The sequence below is a fragment of the Bacillus mojavensis genome (assembly GCF_012648005.1).
Taxonomy (GTDB): Bacteria; Bacillota; Bacilli; order Bacillales; family Bacillaceae; genus Bacillus; species Bacillus mojavensis.
Map to the genome: position 1 here is coordinate 1,203,069 of NZ_CP051464.1, position 18,787 is coordinate 1,221,855.

Below are 18,787 nucleotides of genomic sequence, written 5' to 3' on the forward strand. Positions count from 1 at the left end.
GATGGAAGGTTATTTAGTATTAGAAGATGGGACAGTGTTCAGCGGCGAACTGGACGGACATGAAAACTGCACGGGCGAAGCTGTGTTTTTCACAGGAATGACGGGCTATCAGGAAGTGCTGACAGACCCGTCATACAAAGGACAGATTATCGTATTTACGTATCCGCTGATCGGCAACTACGGCATTAATGAAAACGACTTTGAAAGCAAAAAACCGCAAGTGAAAGCAGCTGTTGTTTACGAGGCATGCGATCATTTTTCTCATCATGAAGCGGTATACAGCCTTAAGGAATATCTGAAAAAATGGAACATCCCGCTTTTATCCCATGTCGATACGAGGGCTGTCGTCAAAAAAATCCGTGCGAACGGAACGATGGGGGCGTCTGTCACTGCCTCTAAAGAAGCGGCTGAGATTGCTCTGCAGCCTGAGAACGTCGCAGAACAGGCGGCAGCACAGGACATCAGCACAATCGGCGAAGGAAATAAACATATCGCTCTCATTGACTTTGGCTATAAAAAATCAATTGCATCATCACTCGTGAAACGAGGCTGCAAGGTCACCGTTATACCGTATCAGCAAATGGAAACTGTTTACGGCATAAAGCCGGACGGTGTCGTGTTATCCAACGGACCCGGAGATCCGAAAGCCATTACACCGTATATGGAACAAATCAAAAACATCGTCAGCCGTTTTCCGACGCTCGGCATATGTCTCGGCCATCAGCTGATTGCGCTCGCTTTTGGCGGAAATACGTTTAAGCTGCCGTTTGGACACAGAGGCGCAAACCATCCGGTCATCGACCGTGAAACGAAGCGGGTTTTCATGACCAGCCAAAATCACAGCTATGTGGTTGATGAAAAATCCATCAACCAAGAAGAGCTGACGATCAGATTCCACCATGTCAATGACACGTCAGTTGAAGGGCTTTCTCATAAAAAGCTGCCAGTCATGAGTGTGCAATTCCACCCGGAAGCCCATCCCGGCCCGGCGGAAAGCGAATGGATTTTTGATGATTATTTAAAGAATGTGATACCAGCAAGGAGAGAAATCGCCCATGCCTAAAGACACCAGTATTTCAAGCATATTAGTAATCGGCTCAGGCCCGATTATCATCGGCCAGGCGGCAGAATTTGATTATTCAGGCACTCAAGGGTGCATCGCGCTCAAGGAAGAAGGCTATCGGGTTATTCTCGTCAACAACAACCCGGCCACAATTATGACCGATGAAGCTTTCGCGGATGACATTTATTTTGAACCGCTCACGGCGGAAAGCTTAACAGACATTATTAAGAAAGAAAAGCCCGACGGACTTTTGGCCAATTTAGGCGGGCAGACTGCCCTGAATCTAGCGGTTGAACTTGAAGAGGCGGGTATCCTAAAGGCGCACGGCGTCAAACTTCTAGGTACATCCGTGGATACAATCCAAAAAGGAGAGGACCGGGAGAAATTTCGTTCTTTAATGAACGAGCTGAATCAGCCAGTTCCAGAGAGCGAAATTGTCGATAACGAAACCGACGCCATTCGCTTTGCGGAATCGATCGGCTTTCCGGTCATTATCCGGCCTGCTTACACGTTAGGCGGAAAAGGCGGGGGCATCGCGCCTACGAAAGAAGCATTTACCGCCATGATCAAGCAAGCACTTTTGGCTAGCCCGATCAATCAATGCCTGGTAGAAAAGAGCATTGCCGGCTTTAAAGAAATTGAATATGAAGTGATGCGTGACAGCAACAACACATGCATTACCGTCTGTAATATGGAAAACATCGATCCTGTCGGTGTGCATACAGGCGATTCAATCGTAGTGGCGCCTTCACAAACATTAACTGATGAAGACTATCAAATGCTCCGGACGGCAAGTCTGACGATCATTTCGGCACTTGATGTCGTAGGCGGCTGCAACATTCAGTTTGCGCTTGATCCGTTCAGCAAGCAATACTACGTTATAGAAGTGAATCCGCGTGTGAGCCGTTCATCTGCTCTCGCGTCAAAAGCAACAGGTTATCCCATTGCGAAAATGGCTGCGAAATTGGCGGTTGGATACACGCTTGCCGAATTAAAAAACCCGCTTACAGGCTCCACTTATGCGAGCTTTGAACCGGCATTGGACTATGTCATCGTCAAGTTTCCGCGCTGGCCGTTTGATAAATTCAAAAACGCGGACCGCAAGCTCGGCACGAAAATGAAAGCCACCGGAGAAGTGATGGCGATTGAACGTAATATAGAAGCGGCAATCCAAAAGGCGGCAGCCTCCCTTGAGCTGAAAAACGTCGGCACGCATCTGCCCGAGCTCGGCGGCTTATCAATTGAAGCGCTCTGGGAACTGGCAATCACACCTGACGATCGAAGATTTTTCGTTGTGATGGAGCTGTTAAGCCGAAGGATATCGATAGAAGAAATCCATGCAAAAACAAAAATCGACCCGTTTTTCCTCCATACCTTTAACAATATCATTAAGCTGGAAAATCAGATCATGGAAGCGGGGAGCGACCTCTCTTATGATTTATTAAAAAAGGCAAAGGAAAAAGGGTTTTCAGATGCAACGATTGCCTCGCTTATCGGCAAGACAGAGGAAGAGGTGCGCGCTCTTCGCAAGGAGAAGGGGATTACGCCTTCCTTCAAAATTGTTGATACTTGCGCAGCTGAGTTTGATGCGAAAACCAACTATTTTTACTCCACGTATTTCGGAGAAACCGATGGAGACATCAGCCGCAAAGAGAAAAAGCGCGCGCTGATTATCGGATCAGGACCGATCCGCATCGGCCAGGGCGTTGAATTTGATTATAGTGCTGTTCATGGGGTGTTAACGCTGCAAAAGCTTGGGTTCGAAACGATTATGATTAACAACAACCCGGAAACCGTGAGCACAGATTATGAAATTGCGGATCGACTGTATTTTGAACCGCTGACAACGGAGCAAATATTAAACGTGGCGGAGCAGGAAAGCATTGACTTTGCGATCGTGCAGTTCGGCGGCCAAACCGCGATCAATGCTGCTGAAGCGCTCGAAAAAGCCGGAATCACGCTTCTCGGCACATCGTTTGAAACGCTTGACGTGTTAGAGGATCGCGATCAATTTTATCAGCTTCTTGATGAACTCGGATTGCAGCATGCTAAAGGAGAAATTGCCTATACAAAAGAAGAGGCTGCAGAGAAAGCTAACGGCATCGGCTATCCGGTATTAATCCGTCCTTCTTATGTCATTGGCGGGATGGGTATGATTATCGTTGACTCGGAAGCTGCGCTTTCTCAGCTGCTGGACGGAGAAGACAGCATGCCGTACCCCATTTTAATTGATCAGTACGTGTCAGGAAAAGAAGTCGAAATTGATTTGATTTCCGACGGTGAAGAAGTCTTTATCCCGACATATACCGAACATATTGAGCGGGCGGGCGTCCACTCAGGGGACAGCTTTGCCGTTCTCCCGGGGCCTTCCGTCACAAACAAATTGCAGCAAGGAATGAAAGATGCTGCACAAAAAATTGCCCGAAAGCTTTCGTTTAAAGGCATTATGAACATCCAATTTGTGATCGATAACGAAAACATTCTCGTCCTTGAAGTGAATCCGAGAGCGAGCCGTACAGTTCCGGTTGTCAGCAAAGTCATGGGGGTTCCGATGATTCCGCTCGCCACACGGCTTCTGGCGGGGGCATCTCTAAAAGATGTAAACCCGGCAGTTCAAAATCACCACGGCGTTGCTATAAAGTTCCCGGTCTTTTCAACACATGCCATTCAAGATGTAGATGTGAAGCTTGGACCGGAAATGAAATCGACGGGAGAAGGCATGTGTGTTGCATACGACGCCGACAGCGCCTTGAAAAAAATCTACACGCGTGTTTGGAATCAAAAAGGAAGCATTTATTTGCAAAACGGACCCGAAGATTTGAAGACATTAGCGGAAAACGCCGGTTTTACGGTTCATGAAGGTACATTCGCCTCATGGATGGAACAGGATGAAAAAGCTCTTCATATCAATTTAAACGGCTCTGAAGAAGCACGCAAAGAGCGTCTGGAAGCCATGACACACGGCATTACCGTCTTTACTGAAGAGGAAACCGTACGGGCGTTTTTGCAAAGCGGATCAGGCAGTCCGCACCCTGTTTCCCTCAGAGATCTTTATAAAAAGGAAGTGGCATCATGCACACAGTGAATATGGGAGAAACGCAAACCAGTCTATTCGGAAAAGACCTATTAACGCTAAAAGATCTCAGTGAACAGGATATCAGCGCGTTGCTTGCTGAAGCCAGTGAACTGAAACAAAACAAAATTCAGCCTATTTTTCGAGGCAAAACCCTTGCGATGATTTTTGAAAAATCATCCACGCGGACTCGTGTTTCATTTGAAGCCGGAATGGCGCAGCTTGGCGGAAATGCCCTCTTTTTAAGCCAGAAAGATCTGCAGCTGGGCCGCGGTGAAACTGTGGCTGATACGGCAAAAGTGCTCTCAGGCTATGTAGATGCGATCATGATCCGGACCTTCGAGCATGAAAAGGTGGAGGAGCTTGCTGAACACGCTGATATTCCAGTTATCAACGGGCTTACCGATAAATATCATCCTTGCCAGGCGCTTGCGGATCTATTGACGATCAAGGAAATCAAAGGCGATCTCAAAGGTGTGAAAGTCGCATATATCGGTGACGGAAATAATGTGGCGCACTCCCTGATGATCGGCTGCACAAAAATGGGCTGTGATATCTCGATTGCTTCACCTGAGGGATACGAAGTGTTAGACGAAGCGGTGGAAGCAGCCAAGGCAGCGGCCCTTCAATCAGGTGCTTCCATTACACTTACAGCTGATCCGATTGAAGCCGTAAAAAATGCGGACGTCATTTATTCAGATGTATTCACTAGCATGGGACAGGAAGCGGAAGAGCAAGAGCGTCTCGCAGTCTTTTCGCCTTACCAGGTGAATGCATCGCTTGTCAGCCATGCTAATCCTGACTATACATTTTTGCACTGTCTTCCTGCACACCGTGAAGAAGAAGTGACGGCGGAGATTATTGACGGTCCGAATTCCGCTGTATTCCAGCAGGCCGAAAACCGCCTCCATGTGCAAAAAGCGCTGTTAAAGGCGATCCTATACAACGGAGAATAACCAAAAAAACTGCTGAGCCGGCTCTCAGCAGTTTTTTTATGGAAACATATTCACACCCGCTTAGGCGCATACTACACGAAAAAGGAAAAGGAGGAAAAACAGTGGGACAGCAACATCAATTCCGGCCCGGGCAGAAAGCGCCCAACAACGGCGTTTACGTAGAAATCGGCGAGACGGGGAGTATGGTCAAAAATCCGCAAAAGGTCCATCTGTCTGCAGGAGATATGTTTCCTGAAACATCTAATCACAACCGCCTGTGGACGTATAAAAGAAAACCGTGATCACGAAAAAACCCAAAACAATATATGTTTTGGGTTTTTGGCTTATTAATGCTGGCTGGCATTGTTGTTCATAGGCATGATTGCTGCTAGCGCCATGATCAGCACATATAAAACGACAGCAATTATGGATGATGTTGTGAAGTTATACGCTACACTGTTCATGCTGGCAATCAAATAGCATGCCATATGCGATAAAAGGAACGTCCAAATAAAAGCAATAATAAATCGCACGTTTCCACCTCGTCCTTCTCATTCTATTCTAGAAGTTATCATACCATACATAAAGCCAAGGGGGAATCTAATTTTAGAAGAAAGTGAGGTGACAAAAGAGTCTGATTCGTCACATTTTTAATGGTAAAATATAAAAAATAAATATCGTCAATTGGTATAATAGCCAAAACATAGAAAGGCTAGGACTTTACCTTATTCGTTTCTTTTCTTTTTACATAAGATAGCGTGAGATGAAGTGTGAAAGGAGGCGGGCAAGCGATGGGAATAACGGAAAGGTATTTTCAATTGGGAACGGAGCATAACGTGATTCATCTGCCCTATCGTCCGAACGGCTTCGGTATCTTCGTCCTCGGAGACAGAACCCACTTTGTCGGTAATGATTCGAGCTTTTGGCTTCAGCATTACGGCAGAAATCAGCTTTTAAATATGCTGAGGGACGAAGGCTATACCATTTTTAACAGCAATCTGTTCGGAAGGCACTGGGGCGCGGAAAAAGCGGTCACCTATGCCAAGCAGCTGATACATTTCGTGTTGAAGCAGGAAATACTCAATCCGAAGATTCATATTTTAGCAGAAGGAATGGGCGCTCTCGTGGCCGATGAACTGCTTCGTTTTTCCCCGGATCATATCCGATCAGCCGCGATGTTGAATCCTTGTCTCGATCTTCAGGCACATTATGAATCAGAAAAAGAAAATAAATTTTTCTATAAGCAATTTTTGAAAGAAGTATCGGAAAGCTACGAAATCCCCGAAAAAGAAGCGGCTTCACTTCGTTATAAAACAATCGAAACCTATCCGAGCAGCGTACCGGTTCATATATGGCAGAGGATGACCGGATCTCCGTATCCGTACAGCCTGCATGCGGAGGTATTTAAGGAAATGCAGCAGCGAAAACAAGGCTGTCCGGTTGACATAACGTTTCATTTATTTGAGCACCCAAGCAGGATCTATGCATCAATCTGCAAATTCTTTCACAGTCATGAAAAAGAGCTATAAAGAATACAATAACAATAGCCTTCTCTTTTGCGGAGGCTGTTTTGCTTTGGATAAAATGAAAAACCGGAAGGGCGGCAGATGAAATGAAATCAACGCTGATTGTAGGGGCGGATGAATTTTTCGGCCTTTCTTTATGCGAGCGAATGATGGATGAAGGCATATACGTCGATGTCGTTTTGGCTGAAACAGATGATGAAAGCAGACAAATGTACTTAGAGGAAAGACTCATGTGGCTTGGGAGAAATGAGCACTTTCGGAAGCTCGAGCACATTGAGGATCAATTATATGATACAATTTGTATCCAATATGGCAGCGGCTTTTTGCCTTTGGATCAATATAAATCAGCTTATGTTTTGGTATATGAACAAGACCGAAAAGAGTGGGAGAAACGTGAAAAGACAGGTTCAGAAAAAGCGGTGATTCTTCCGAAAATGTATGGGCCGTGGAAAGAAGAACAGGAGGAAGAGGGCTTTTATACAGAAGATGTAGCTGAAGAGCTTTTGAGATTCCTGCTAGACCCCGGCCGTGATCCTGGCGAAAGTTCCATTTTTGATTTGCAAATCACTAAAAAAACCTCCAAAGATGAAGCGAAAACAAAAATTCTCGAGTGGAAAAGACAATTTCCATCAATTTTCGACAAATATTAAGAAAAACCTTCCATGTTTCGAGTTTTCTAGATACAATAAACATATCATTTTAATACATGTTATAGCTTGTCAAAAAGGAGTTGAACATGACTTGATCACAAGGCTTGTCATGATCTTTTCTGTCCTCCTTTTATTAAGCGGATGTGGACAAACTCCGTTTAAAGGAAAAATTGAGAAGGTCGGCATGCTCTTTCCTGATACGATTAATGACCTCGTATGGGGCACAAAAGGGTATAAAGGATTATTGAATATACAGTCTAAATACAATGTGGACGTCTACTATAAAGAAGGCGTAAAAACAGATGAAGATATTATAAATGCGATTGAAGATTTTCATAAGCGCGGCGTCAATCTCCTCTTTGGCCATGGAAGTGAGTTTGAAGAAGTATTTAACTTGGTCAGTGAAGACTATCCGGATATGCAGTTTGTGATTTCAAATGCAAAAGCAAAAGCGGACAATGTCACAAGCGTCCATCTCAGCGGGGAAGCAATCGGCTTTTTCGGCGGAATGACTGCTGCCCATATGTCAAAAACCAATCAGGTCGGTGTTATCGCTTCTTTTACATGGCAGCCAGAAGTTGACGGCTTTATAAAAGGGGCTAAGTATGAAGATCCTAATATAGAAGTGAATACAAAATATACGGATCACTGGGATGATGATTCGACTGCGGTTAACCTTTATCAAAAAATGAAGAATGAAGGCGCAGATGTTGTGTATCCTGCCGGAGATGGGTATAATGTTCCTGTCATTCAGCAAATCAAAAAAGACGGCCTATATGCGATCGGCTATGTCACAGATCAATCCGATCTTGGCGAGAACACCGTGTTAACCAGCACGGTGCAAAATGTGGACAAGGCCTATGAAATCATAGCTGAGCAATTCGACAAAGGCACTTTAAAAGGCGGCGATCACTATTACGATCTGAAAAGCCGAGTTGTCGAAATGGGAACCTTCAGTCCGCTTGTGGACAAAGACTTTCAGAAAAAAATCGCCAAACTGGTCAAAATGTATAACAAAACAGGTGAACTGCCAAAAAACGAGTAACGGGGTGACGTCACATGCAGCACGAAAAATCACTTGAGTTTTTGCAAATTGCAATGAAATATCTGCCTGAAGCGAAAGAGCAGCTAGAAAAATCGGGAATAGAACTGTCGATGGAGGCCATTCAGCCGTTTATGAATTTATTTACAACGGTAATGGCGGAAGCCTACGAGCTAGGTAAATCCGACGCAAAATCTGAAACCGAATAAGAAGAAGCCACTTTCTCGAAAGTGGCTTTTCACATGATTTTCTTTTTAATAGCGGATACCATAGGTGCGAGCTCCTTCAGAGCGGGTTTGATTTGATCGAGAGAGTTCATAATCGAACCGATTTGGTTCATGATATACATGTAATCAATCGTCTCTTCTTCGTTGGTCGGGGAAACCTCCTCCTCCTGCACTTCTTCTTTTTCTGTTTTTTGTTTGGCGTTATCGCCGAACATCATTTTTGAAAACACATCCACCTGCATACGCCTCCTTTTCCATATACCATACTCTATGAGTAAGTTGAACTGATAGTTTAGACGAATATATTGCCATGTGAAAAAAAATAGGATAGAATTAGTACCTGATACTAATAATTGATCATAACCTGATTGATCTTCTAAATTAACTATATAAAGGAGTCTTCCCTTATGAAAGCTGGAATACTTGGAGTTGGACGTTATATCCCTGAGAAGGTTTTAACAAATCATGATTTAGAAAAAATGGTTGAAACTTCTGACGAGTGGATTCGTACAAGAACAGGAATAGAAGAAAGAAGAATTGCCGCAGATGACGTATATTCATCACATATGGCTGTGGCAGCAGCGAAAAAAGCGCTGGAACAAGCTGAAGTGTCCGCTGAGGATCTCGATATGATTCTCGTTGCGACTGTCACACCTGATCAGTCATTTCCTACAGTTTCTTGTATGATTCAAGAGCAGCTCGGCGCAAAGAAAGCATGTGCCATGGATATCAGCGCGGCTTGTGCAGGCTTTATGTACGGGGTTGTAACCGGTAAACAATTTATTGAATCCGGAACCTATAAGCATGTCCTTGTTGTCGGTGTAGAAAAGCTCTCAAGCATTACAGACTGGGAAGACCGCAACACAGCCGTTCTGTTTGGTGACGGAGCGGGCGCTGCGGTAGTCGGGCCAGTCAGTGATGACAGAGGAATCCTTTCATTTGAACTAGGAGCAGACGGCACAGGCGGTCAGCACTTGTATCTGAATGAAAAAGGACATACAATCATGAATGGACGTGAAGTTTTCAAATTTGCGGTCCGCCAAATGGGTGAATCATGCGTAAATGTCATTGAAAAAGCAGGGCTCTCAAAAGAGGACGTTGACTTTTTGATTCCGCATCAGGCGAACATCCGCATCATGGAAGCTGCACGTGAGCGTTTAGAGCTTCCTGTCGAAAAGATGTCTAAAACTGTTCATAAATATGGAAACACTTCTGCCGCATCCATTCCTATTTCTCTCGTAGAAGAATTGGAAGCCGGTAAAATCAAAGATGGCGATGTGATCGTCATGGTAGGATTCGGCGGAGGATTAACTTGGGGCGCCATTGCAATCCGCTGGGGCCGATAAAAAAAGGTGAGGTGCACACAAGATGAGTAAAAAAAGAGTAGTTGTTACAGGACTCGGAGCATTGTCTCCGCTTGGCAACGACGTTGATACAAGTTGGAATAACGCAATCAACGGTGTGTCCGGAATTGGTCCGATCACTCGTGTTGATGCTGAAGAATATCCGGCTAAAGTAGCCGCTGAATTAAAAGACTTTAATGTTGAAGATTACATGGACAAAAAAGAAGCAAGAAAAATGGACCGTTTCACTCAATATGCGGTTGTCGCTGCGAAAATGGCAGTTGAAGACGCAGGTCTTAAAATTACTGATGAAATTGCGCCGAGAGTCGGTGTTTGGGTTGGTTCCGGAATCGGAGGACTTGAAACGCTTGAGTCTCAATTTGAAATCTTCTTAACAAAAGGCCCAAGACGGGTAAGCCCGTTTTTTGTGCCGATGATGATTCCTGATATGGCGACAGGCCAAATTTCTATTGCTTTAGGAGCAAAGGGAGTTAACTCTTGTACGGTAACAGCATGTGCAACAGGAACAAACTCTATCGGTGACGCGTTTAAAGTCATTCAGCGCGGCGATGCAGACGCTATGATCACAGGCGGAACAGAAGCGCCGCTGACTAGAATGTCATTCGCTGGCTTCAGTGCCAACAAAGCGCTTTCTACAAATCCGGATCCGAAAACAGCAAGCCGTCCGTTTGATAAAAACCGTGATGGATTCGTCATGGGTGAAGGTGCGGGAATTATCGTTCTTGAGGAACTTGAGCACGCACTTGCACGCGGCGCTAAAATTTACGGAGAAATCGTCGGTTACGGCTCGACGGGAGACGCTTATCATATCACAGCGCCTGCCCAAGACGGCGAAGGCGGAGCGAGAGCGATGCAAGAAGCCATTAAAGATGCGGGCATTGCGCCTGAAGAGATTGACTATATCAATGCTCACGGCACAAGCACATATTACAATGACAAATACGAAACAATGGCGATTAAGACTGTTTTTGGCGAGCATGCCTACAAACTTGCGGTAAGCTCTACAAAATCTATGACGGGCCACCTTCTAGGCGCGGCGGGCGGTATTGAAGCCATTTTCTCTATCCTTGCCATTAAAGAAGGCATGATCCCGCCAACAATCAATATTGAAACGCCTGACGAAGAATGCGATTTAGATTATGTGCCTGGTGAAGCACGCAGACAGGATCTCAGCTATGTTCTCAGCAACTCACTGGGATTCGGCGGACATAATGCAACGCTCATCTTCAAAAAATATCAGTAATCATGACGCCAAACCGGCTGCCCTAAAAGGGTAGCCGGTTTTTTTCGTGCGCATAGGATAAAAAAGAGGAGGCGATAGCATGAGCGTGGAACAAACATACAAATGGTTTGAAAAAGCCGCTTCAATAGATGATCTGGCGCATTACATTGTCCCGCACTTTTCAGGAACGGAGAAAGAAGACTGGAAAGGCATCTTGAGACATTTGCAGCATCACGGAATGTTTAAAAACATAGAAGAGGGAATAAGCACGTCTTCCATTCTGAAAGAAAAAGGACTTTTTCAGCATATACAAAAAGAGGAGCAGTATCTCAAAAAGAAGTGGCAAGGACCTGACGTGCCAATCGTAGCACTGCCGGTTGATGAACGAAACAGAAGAATCCGTTTAGAATTCGGATCAAAATCAGGGCTCGCCTTTCCAGATAAAATGTTTCTCTTTCTCTCGTCAGATATCGAATTATCCTCGGTGTCAGCCCTTATGACACATGAATATCATCATGTTTGCCGGTTAGATCATATGACTAAAGAGGAAAAAGACGTCACATTACTTGATACAATCATCATGGAGGGGCTGGCAGAATATGCTGTTTATGAGAGGTTAGGCCAGAGTCAAACGGCTGAATGGACCAACTGGTATACCCCTCTGCAGCTTGAGGTTTTTTACGAAAAAAAGATTGCTCCCCATTTGAACATCAAACGGGAACATCGATTGTTCGATCAGCTTTTATACGGCAAAGGATACCAGCCGAAAATGCTTGGATATGCAGTCGGATTCAATATTGTAAAAAAATATTTATCAGAGAACAAAGCCAATACAGCAGACGGGCTGTCCATCTCTCCTGAAACCTTTTTGAAGGCAACGCTTTAATAGAATAAAATAATGGAATTTCGTTAATAATATTACATTTATCCTAAAAAATTCTTGATTTTGCAAAATGATTGTAATAATATACAACTATAAAATTTTTCGATAATTCAATATTATTTATTATTTCTGAATAAAGGGATTACTTTCTCTTGAAAACGTTTGACGACAAGAGGGGGAAAGGGGAGCTAGCATGAGCACACTTTTAGAAGTGAATAATTTAAAGACTTATTTTTTTAGAAAAAAGGAGCCGATCCCTGCGGTGGACGGAGTCGATTTCTACATCAAAAAAGGCGAAACCGTCGCGCTTGTAGGCGAATCCGGCTCCGGCAAAAGTATTACTTCATTGTCTATTATGGGTCTTGTCCAGAGCTCAGGCGGAAAAATCATGGACGGTACGATTAAACTCGAAGACAAGGACCTCACCTCATTCACTGAAAATGACTATTGCAAAATCCGCGGAAACGAAGTATCCATGATCTTTCAAGAACCAATGACCTCCCTCAATCCGGTGTTAACGATCGGAGAACAAATTACCGAAGTGCTGATTTACCATAAAAACATGAAGAAAAAAGAAGCGTATCAAAGAGCCGTCGAACTCTTGAAGATGGTTGGGTTTTCAAGAGCGGAGCAAATTATGAAGGAATATCCGCATCGTCTATCTGGCGGAATGAGGCAGAGGGTAATGATCGCCATCGCGCTCAGCTGTAATCCAAAACTGCTGATTGCCGATGAACCGACAACGGCGTTAGACGTGACGATACAAGCCCAAGTGCTGGAGCTTATGAAGGATCTCTGCCAGAAGTTTGATACGTCAATTTTGCTGATTACACATGACTTAGGTGTTGTATCGGAAGCAGCCGACAGAGTGATTGTCATGTACTGCGGACAAGTCGTAGAAAATGCTTCAGTCGATGAGTTATTTTTAGAGCCCCTTCATCCTTATACAGAAGGACTGCTTATGTCGATTCCCGTCATAGATGGAGAGATTGATAAATTAAATGCGATTAAAGGCAGCGTGCCGACTCCAGATAATTTGCCGCCGGGGTGCCGTTTTGCTCCAAGGTGCCCAAAAGCCATGGATAAATGCTTGACCCATCAGCCTTCGCTTTTGACACACAAAAGCGGAAGGTCAGTGAGATGCTTTTTATATGAGGAAGAAGGTGCCGAACAATCATGACAGCAGCTAATCAGGAAACAATTTTAGAACTTCGGGACGTGAAAAAATATTTCCCGATCCGCTCAGGCTTTTTTCAAAGAAAAGTTGGTGATGTAAAAGCGGTGGACGGTGTTTCGTTTTCCTTAAAAAAAGGAGAAACACTCGGAATCGTTGGAGAATCGGGCTGCGGAAAATCGACTGCCGGCCGGACGATGATCAGGCTGTACAAACCGACTGAAGGCCAAATTTTCTTTAAGGGGCAGGATATTTCCAATCTGTCAGAGGAGAATTTACGAAAAAACGTCCGCAAAAATATCCAGATGGTCTTTCAAGATCCATTCGCTTCGCTGAATCCAAGAAAAACGCTGCGTTCTATTATTAAGGAGCCTTTTAACACGCACCATATGTACACGATGCGAGAACGAAATGAGAAAGTCGAAGAGCTGCTTGCGAGAGTAGGTCTTCATCCGTCGTTTGCCTCCCGCTATCCTCATGAATTTTCCGGCGGACAGCGTCAGCGGATCGGCATTGCGAGAGCCCTCACGCTGAATCCGGAGCTTATCATTGCAGACGAACCGGTTTCTGCACTTGATGTATCGATTCAGGCCCAGGTCATCAACTTAATGGAAGAATTGCAGGAAGAATTTAATCTGACGTATCTATTTATCTCTCATGATTTAAGTGTCGTCCGCCATATCAGCGACAGAGTCGGGGTAATGTACCTTGGCAAAATGATGGAACTGACCGATAAGCACGAGTTATATGACAATCCGCTCCACCCATACACCCAAGCGCTTTTATCATCTGTCCCGGTTACAAGAAAAAAAGGATCTGTCAAACGCGAACGCATCGTCCTGAAAGGAGAACTGCCCAGCCCGGCCAATCCGCCAAAAGGCTGTGTTTTCCATACGAGATGTCCCGTTGCAAAACCAATATGCAAGGAACAAATACCAGAATTCAAAGAAGCTGCTCCCAGCCATTTTGTGGCTTGTCACCTTTATAGCTAACTGTCGCCCGCACAGCTTTGAGAGGGGGTATGCATACTACATAAACAGCAGCTAAGAAGAACGAACATTTCAAGAGGGGGAATATGGAATGAAAAGACGTAAAACCGCACTGATGATGCTAAGTGTATTGATGGTGATGGCCATCTTTTTATCGGCCTGCTCGGGATCGAAATCAAGCAGCAGCGAGAAAAAATCAACCGGCAAACCGCAGCAGGGCGGGGACTTGGTTGTTGGTTCAACTGGGGAGCCCACTTTGTTTAACCCGCTTTACTCTACTGACGTTTCCAGTTCTGATATTGAAGGGATGATCTATAGCACTTTACTGGAAACAGATGAAAAGTTAAATGTGAAGCCTGCATTAGCCGAGAAAGTGACAGAATCCAAGGATGGTCTGACTTATAATGTCAAGATCAGAAAAGGTGTAAAATTCCATGACGGAAAAGAACTTACAGCGGATGATGTCGTTTTCACATACAGCATACCTTTAAATAAGGATTATAATGGTGAACGCGGCTCTGGTTTTGAATCACTAAAGTCTGTTACAAAAAAAGGTGATTATGAAGTTGAATTTAAATTAAAGAAAAAAGATGCATATTTTTACAATGTTGTTCTAGATAGTTACGGTATTTTGCCTAAACACATTTTAGGGAAAGTACCAGTTGCAGATTTAGGCGAAAATGAATTTAACAGGAAGAATCCGATTGGTTCAGGTCCATTCAAGTTTGCTGAATGGAAAAAAGGGGATTATGTAAAACTTGAAGCCAATGAAGATTATTACGGCGGAAGACCATATTTAGATACAGTTACAGTAAAAACAATCCCAGATTCAAATGCAGCTATTGCCCAGTTAAAGGCGGGAGATATTGATTTCTTTGTTGTCCCGGGTACTGATTTTGAGACAGTCAAAACATTTGATAATGTGCAAGTTAAATCAGATCTTGGTTTGAACTACAGCTATATCGGATGGAATGAAAAAAAAGATTTATTTAAAGACAAAAAAGTCCGCCAAGCTCTTACGCACGCACTTGATCGAAAAGCAATGGTGGATCAAGTATTAAACGGTGATGGTGAAGTCGCAAACGTTCCTGAAAGTCCGCTATCTTGGAATTACCCGAAAAGTGATGTGCCTACATTTGATTACAATCCTAAAAAAGCTAAAAAGCTACTGAAAGAAGCGGGATGGAAAGATACAGACGGAGACGGTTACCTTGATAAGGACGGAAAGAAATTCTCGTTTACCATTAAGACCAATCAAGGCAATAAAATTCGGGAAGATTTAGCGGTTGTTGTTCAGCAGCAGCTAAAAGAAGTAGGAATTGAAGCAAAACCGCAAATTGTAGAATTTAGTGCTCTTATTGAACAGACGAGTCCGCCAAATTGGGATTATGATGCATTACTGCTCGGATGGAGTCTAGCTACGTTCCCTGACCAATACACGATCTTCCATTCAAGTCAGTCTGAAAATGGCTTGAACAACATTTGGTACAAAAACCCTAAGGTTGATAAACTCTTAGTTGAGGCAAAGTCAATCACAGACAGAAAAGAATATCAGAAAAAATACGAAGAAATTTATAAATTGATTGCAGAGGATCAGCCTTATTCATTCTTATTTTATTACAATTATCATAGGGCAATTCCGGCAAACATGCATGGGTACGTATTCCATCCTAAGAATGACTTATACCATATTGAGAAATGGTGGCTTGAACAATAAAAATTATATCCCTAGAGAGGTGAGGATTCAGCATCCTTTCCTCTTTATCCTATTTTAGAAAAGGGGACAAGAATATGGTTACATATATTGTTCGTAGAACATTAATGTCTCTGCCGATTCTTTTGGGCATTACAATATTATCTTTTGCGATAATGAAAGCGGCACCAGGTGATCCGATGTCACTTATGATGGATCCGACAATCAGTCAAGCGGACAGAGCAAAATTTATAGAAAAGTACGGACTTAATGATCCTGAACCAGTTCAATATTTAAAATGGCTTGGAAACATGTTGCAAGGAGATTTTGGTACATCTATTGTTAAAAAAGGTACACCTGTTTCCGACTTAATCCTATCACGTTTACCCAACACTCTGGTGCTCATGGTATTTTCAACACTTGTTGCTCTTCTGATTTCCATTCCTTTCGGTGTTCTTTCTGCAAAACGCCCTTATTCAAAGCTTGACTACGGTATAACTGTCACGTCATTCTTAGGTCTGGCAATACCTAATTTTTGGTTCGGATTAATTCTAATTATGATTCTTTCGGTAAATCTCGGTTGGTTTCCTACGGGGGGCGTTAGTACTTTAAATGCTGATTTTAACATTTTTGACAGACTTCATCATTTAATTTTACCTGCTTTTGTTTTAGCAACTGCTGATATGGCTGGTATTACTCGTTATACACGTTCAAGTATGCTCGATGTATTGAAACAGGACTATATAAGAACAGCTCGTGCAAAAGGGTTTAGAGAAAATAAAGTGATTTTCAAACATGGCTTAAGAAATGGTCTTCTTCCTGTTATTACAATTTTCGGATTGATGATCCCGTCATTTATTGGTGGTGCTGTCGTGGTAGAACAGATTTTTACTTGGCCGGGACTTGGGAAGTTATTTATTGATTCAGCATTTTCCAGAGATTATCCGGTTATTATGGCGATGACTGTTATTTCCGCTGTTTTGGTTGTACTAGGAAACTTGATAGCGGATATTTTATATGCATTAGTTGATCCGCGAATCGAATATTAAAAGGGGGAGGTACATATGACAATACCGAATACTGCAGCTCCCTCTAATGAGGTAAAGCTAAAAGAAAATATTAGACAAAAACCAGAAACAATGACTAAGATTTTTTTTGAAAAATTTTTAAAGAATAAGTTGGCTGTTATAGGAGGTATTATTTTAACAGTCATTATTTTAATGGCCGTTTTTGCACCTTTTATTGCGCCTTATTCGCCAGAAAGTCAGTCACTATTAAATAAACTGAAGCCGCCAAGCTCTAAAAATTTAATGGGAACAGATAAATTTGGCCGTGATATATTCACAAGGGTGTTATATGGGGCTCGTGTTTCCTTATTAGTCGGTTTTGCTTCAGTAATTGGTGCAATTACAATAGGCACTGTAGTTGGCGCTGTGGCAGGATATTTTAAAGGTATAGTAGATGCTATTTTGATGAGGATAGTAGATGTAGTTCTATCTATTCCAGATATTTTTCTCCTTATTACATTGGTAACAATTTTTCAGCCGGGTATGGATAAGTTAATTTTAATTTTTTCTCTGACAGGTTGGACAACAACAGCGCGGCTGGTTAGAGGAGAGTTTTTATCACTGAGATCAAGAGAATTCGTATTAGCTGCTAAAACGATTGGGACTAAAAATTACAAAGTCATTTTTTCGCATATATTACCCAATTGTTTAGGACCAATAATTGTCTCAGCCACTTTAAAAGTGGGCAGTGTAATTCTAGCTGAATCAACATTAAGTTATCTGGGCTTTGGAATCCAGCCTCCAATTGCAAGTTGGGGGAATATGCTTCAAGATGCGCAAAACTTTACGTTGATGATTCAAGCATGGTGGTACCCATTATTTCCCGGGCTATTTATTTTAATTACTGTGCTGTGCTTCAACTTTGTCGGAGACGGTTTGCGGGATGCTCTTGATCCTAAAAATATTAAATAAAATGAAAATTTTGTTCGTTAGAAAATGTAACAAATTCCTGAAGTAAGCAGATTTCCTTTGTCAGAAAATATACGAGGAAGTCTGCTTCTTGTGTTCATAAAAGAAACCCAGTTATTCCAGATTTCCTCAATCTCTATGGAATAATTTCTCTGCACCTTGCCTATACTGTGGACAACAGTTTTTATAAAGTGAGGGGTTAGAGATGTTATTTCTTCATGATGTGTGGGTCAATTGGTTTGAAGGGGAAGAAAATGGCTACAATGTATGCCACTTTCATGAATGGCGCAAGGAAGATACGGTTGAGCTTTTGGATCAGGTGCCTCTCTTAAGGGTGCCGTCAGTACTGTTTCATTACATAGAAAATGATTTGTCAGAGCTTCCGAAAGATTTGCTTGAAGAGGTTCATCAAAAATCGTACATTCGCAAAAATCATGAACGCACAAAGCTGGAGTATTGTTTTGTTGTGACAGACGGAATCGGCATTTTGGCTGTTGATACAATCGGCTACACGATCCCTGTCAGAAAAAGCCGCCTTATCCCGCGGCAGGAGCAGCTTGTGTATGAAATGGTGAAAGATGTAGAGCCGGAAACGTATGAATTTGAGCCGAAGAAGCTGGAGTCCTCAAAAGAATATCATATCTTATCATTGGCACCAGAGCACGTCAGAGGATTAACGAGAAAAGAGCGGCAAATTAAGCAGCTTATGTTTATGGCGCTGGATCAATTAAAAGGGCTGAAAAACCGTGCGGAGATCGGCTACTGGTACACAGAGTGGAACCCGCATATGTATGAACAAATCAAACGGATGAGCTTTGAAGAGATTTGGGACATGCTGTATAACGAAACGATTGAAGGCTGGTCGGACAAGCATTTGGCTTTTTGCGAAAACCTGATCAAAGGACAGCCTTTTTTCGAGAAGCTTTGGGAAATGGAAAATGAATCAAAGGTAAACTAAAAAAAGCCGCTC

The 18,787-nt window shown here is 43.2% G+C and carries 18 protein-coding genes and 1 pseudogene; 17 read left to right on the forward strand and 2 right to left on the reverse strand.

From position 1 onward, the window contains the following. The first annotated feature begins 1 nt into the window (after window position 1). The 4 genes and pseudogenes from HC660_RS06180 (at window position 2) to HC660_RS06195 (ending at window position 5,373) form a co-directional block, all read left to right on the forward strand. On the forward strand, window positions 2-1,063 hold the full coding sequence (locus HC660_RS06180) for a carbamoyl phosphate synthase small subunit (protein ID WP_010333723.1): 1,062 nt from the start codon (window positions 2-4) through the stop codon (window positions 1,061-1,063). After that, window positions 1,056-4,148, forward strand: coding sequence for a carbamoyl-phosphate synthase (glutamine-hydrolyzing) large subunit (locus tag HC660_RS06185; RefSeq protein ID WP_168747411.1), 3,093 nt, complete (start codon window positions 1,056-1,058; stop codon window positions 4,146-4,148). The genes HC660_RS06180 and HC660_RS06185 overlap by 8 nt, the downstream gene beginning before the upstream one ends. Continuing rightward, window positions 4,136-5,108, forward strand: a pseudogene (gene argF, locus HC660_RS06190) (ornithine carbamoyltransferase). Before HC660_RS06185 ends, argF begins: the two are co-directional and overlap by 13 nt. An 85-nt stretch (window positions 5,109-5,193) precedes the next feature. Further along, window positions 5,194-5,373 (forward strand): YjzC family protein, encoded by a 180-nt coding sequence (locus tag HC660_RS06195; RefSeq protein WP_010333726.1) that lies wholly within the window; start codon window positions 5,194-5,196, stop codon window positions 5,371-5,373. A 45-nt stretch (window positions 5,374-5,418) separates the two neighbouring features. Here the strand turns inward: HC660_RS06195 and HC660_RS06200 are convergent, their stop codons facing one another. Further along, the gene (locus HC660_RS06200) at window positions 5,419-5,604 is read right to left on the reverse strand and encodes a YjzD family protein (RefSeq protein WP_168747413.1); all 186 of its coding nucleotides are present in this window, start codon (window positions 5,602-5,604) and stop codon (window positions 5,419-5,421) included. A gap of 258 nt (window positions 5,605-5,862) precedes the next feature. Between HC660_RS06200 and HC660_RS06205 the strand changes: the two genes are divergently transcribed. The 4 genes from HC660_RS06205 (at window position 5,863) to comZ (ending at window position 8,498) form a co-directional block, all read left to right on the forward strand. Continuing rightward, window positions 5,863-6,600 carry a hypothetical protein gene (locus tag HC660_RS06205; protein WP_168747414.1) on the forward strand — a complete coding sequence of 246 codons (738 nt, stop codon included), beginning with the start codon at window positions 5,863-5,865 and terminating at the stop codon, window positions 6,598-6,600. An 83-nt stretch (window positions 6,601-6,683) separates the two neighbouring features. Continuing rightward, entirely contained in the window at window positions 6,684-7,247 is a 564-nt protein-coding gene (locus HC660_RS06210; RefSeq protein WP_168747415.1) for a hypothetical protein, read from the forward strand. A 91-nt stretch (window positions 7,248-7,338) separates the two neighbouring features. Next, window positions 7,339-8,292 carry a transcriptional regulator Med gene (locus HC660_RS06215; RefSeq protein WP_010333730.1) on the forward strand — a complete coding sequence of 318 codons (954 nt, stop codon included), beginning with the start codon at window positions 7,339-7,341 and terminating at the stop codon, window positions 8,290-8,292. A gap of 14 nt (window positions 8,293-8,306) precedes the next feature. Then, a complete protein-coding gene (comZ, locus tag HC660_RS06220) occupies window positions 8,307-8,498 on the forward strand; it encodes a ComG operon transcriptional repressor ComZ (protein WP_003224559.1) in 192 nt (63 codons plus the stop codon). Window positions 8,499-8,527: 29 nt separating this feature from the next. On the opposite strand, the gene yjzB is transcribed toward comZ, so the two are convergent. Next, window positions 8,528-8,758: a spore coat protein YjzB gene (gene yjzB, locus HC660_RS06225; protein WP_081638273.1), complete on the reverse strand. Its 231-nt coding sequence runs from the start codon at window positions 8,756-8,758 to the stop codon at window positions 8,528-8,530. A gap of 165 nt (window positions 8,759-8,923) precedes the next feature. Between yjzB and fabH the strand changes: the two genes are divergently transcribed. From fabH to HC660_RS06270, 9 genes are all read left to right on the forward strand, one after another. Next, window positions 8,924-9,862, forward strand: coding sequence for a beta-ketoacyl-ACP synthase III (gene fabH, locus HC660_RS06230; protein ID WP_010333732.1), 939 nt, complete (start codon window positions 8,924-8,926; stop codon window positions 9,860-9,862). A 22-nt stretch (window positions 9,863-9,884) separates the two neighbouring features. Further along, window positions 9,885-11,123, forward strand: a complete 1,239-nt coding sequence (gene fabF / locus HC660_RS06235) for a beta-ketoacyl-ACP synthase II (protein ID WP_106022352.1) — start codon at window positions 9,885-9,887, stop codon at window positions 11,121-11,123. Between the two features lie 79 nt (window positions 11,124-11,202). Beyond that, complete coding sequence (locus tag HC660_RS06240; protein WP_106022351.1) at window positions 11,203-11,988, forward strand: DUF2268 domain-containing putative Zn-dependent protease; 786 nt, start codon at window positions 11,203-11,205, stop codon at window positions 11,986-11,988. A 190-nt stretch (window positions 11,989-12,178) separates the two neighbouring features. After that, window positions 12,179-13,165 carry an oligopeptide ABC transporter ATP-binding protein AppD gene (gene appD / locus HC660_RS06245; RefSeq protein WP_168747416.1) on the forward strand — a complete coding sequence of 329 codons (987 nt, stop codon included), beginning with the start codon at window positions 12,179-12,181 and terminating at the stop codon, window positions 13,163-13,165. Then, window positions 13,162-14,151, forward strand: coding sequence for an oligopeptide ABC transporter ATP-binding protein AppF (gene appF / locus HC660_RS06250; RefSeq protein WP_029441207.1), 990 nt, complete (start codon window positions 13,162-13,164; stop codon window positions 14,149-14,151). Before appD ends, appF begins: the two co-directional genes overlap by 4 nt. Before the next feature lie 88 nt (window positions 14,152-14,239). Next, window positions 14,240-15,865, forward strand: coding sequence for a peptide-binding protein (locus tag HC660_RS06255; RefSeq protein ID WP_168747417.1), 1,626 nt, complete (start codon window positions 14,240-14,242; stop codon window positions 15,863-15,865). A 74-nt stretch (window positions 15,866-15,939) separates the two neighbouring features. Then, the gene (locus HC660_RS06260) at window positions 15,940-16,890 is read left to right on the forward strand and encodes an ABC transporter permease (RefSeq protein ID WP_105990589.1); all 951 of its coding nucleotides are present in this window, start codon (window positions 15,940-15,942) and stop codon (window positions 16,888-16,890) included. 15 nt (window positions 16,891-16,905) lie between these two features. Beyond that, complete coding sequence (gene opp4C / locus HC660_RS06265) at window positions 16,906-17,820, forward strand: oligopeptide ABC transporter permease (RefSeq protein WP_168747418.1); 915 nt, start codon at window positions 16,906-16,908, stop codon at window positions 17,818-17,820. Window positions 17,821-18,022: 202 nt separating this feature from the next. After that, window positions 18,023-18,775 (forward strand): YjbA family protein, encoded by a 753-nt coding sequence (locus HC660_RS06270; RefSeq protein WP_029441208.1) that lies wholly within the window; start codon window positions 18,023-18,025, stop codon window positions 18,773-18,775. Window positions 18,776-18,787 lie beyond the last annotated feature (12 nt).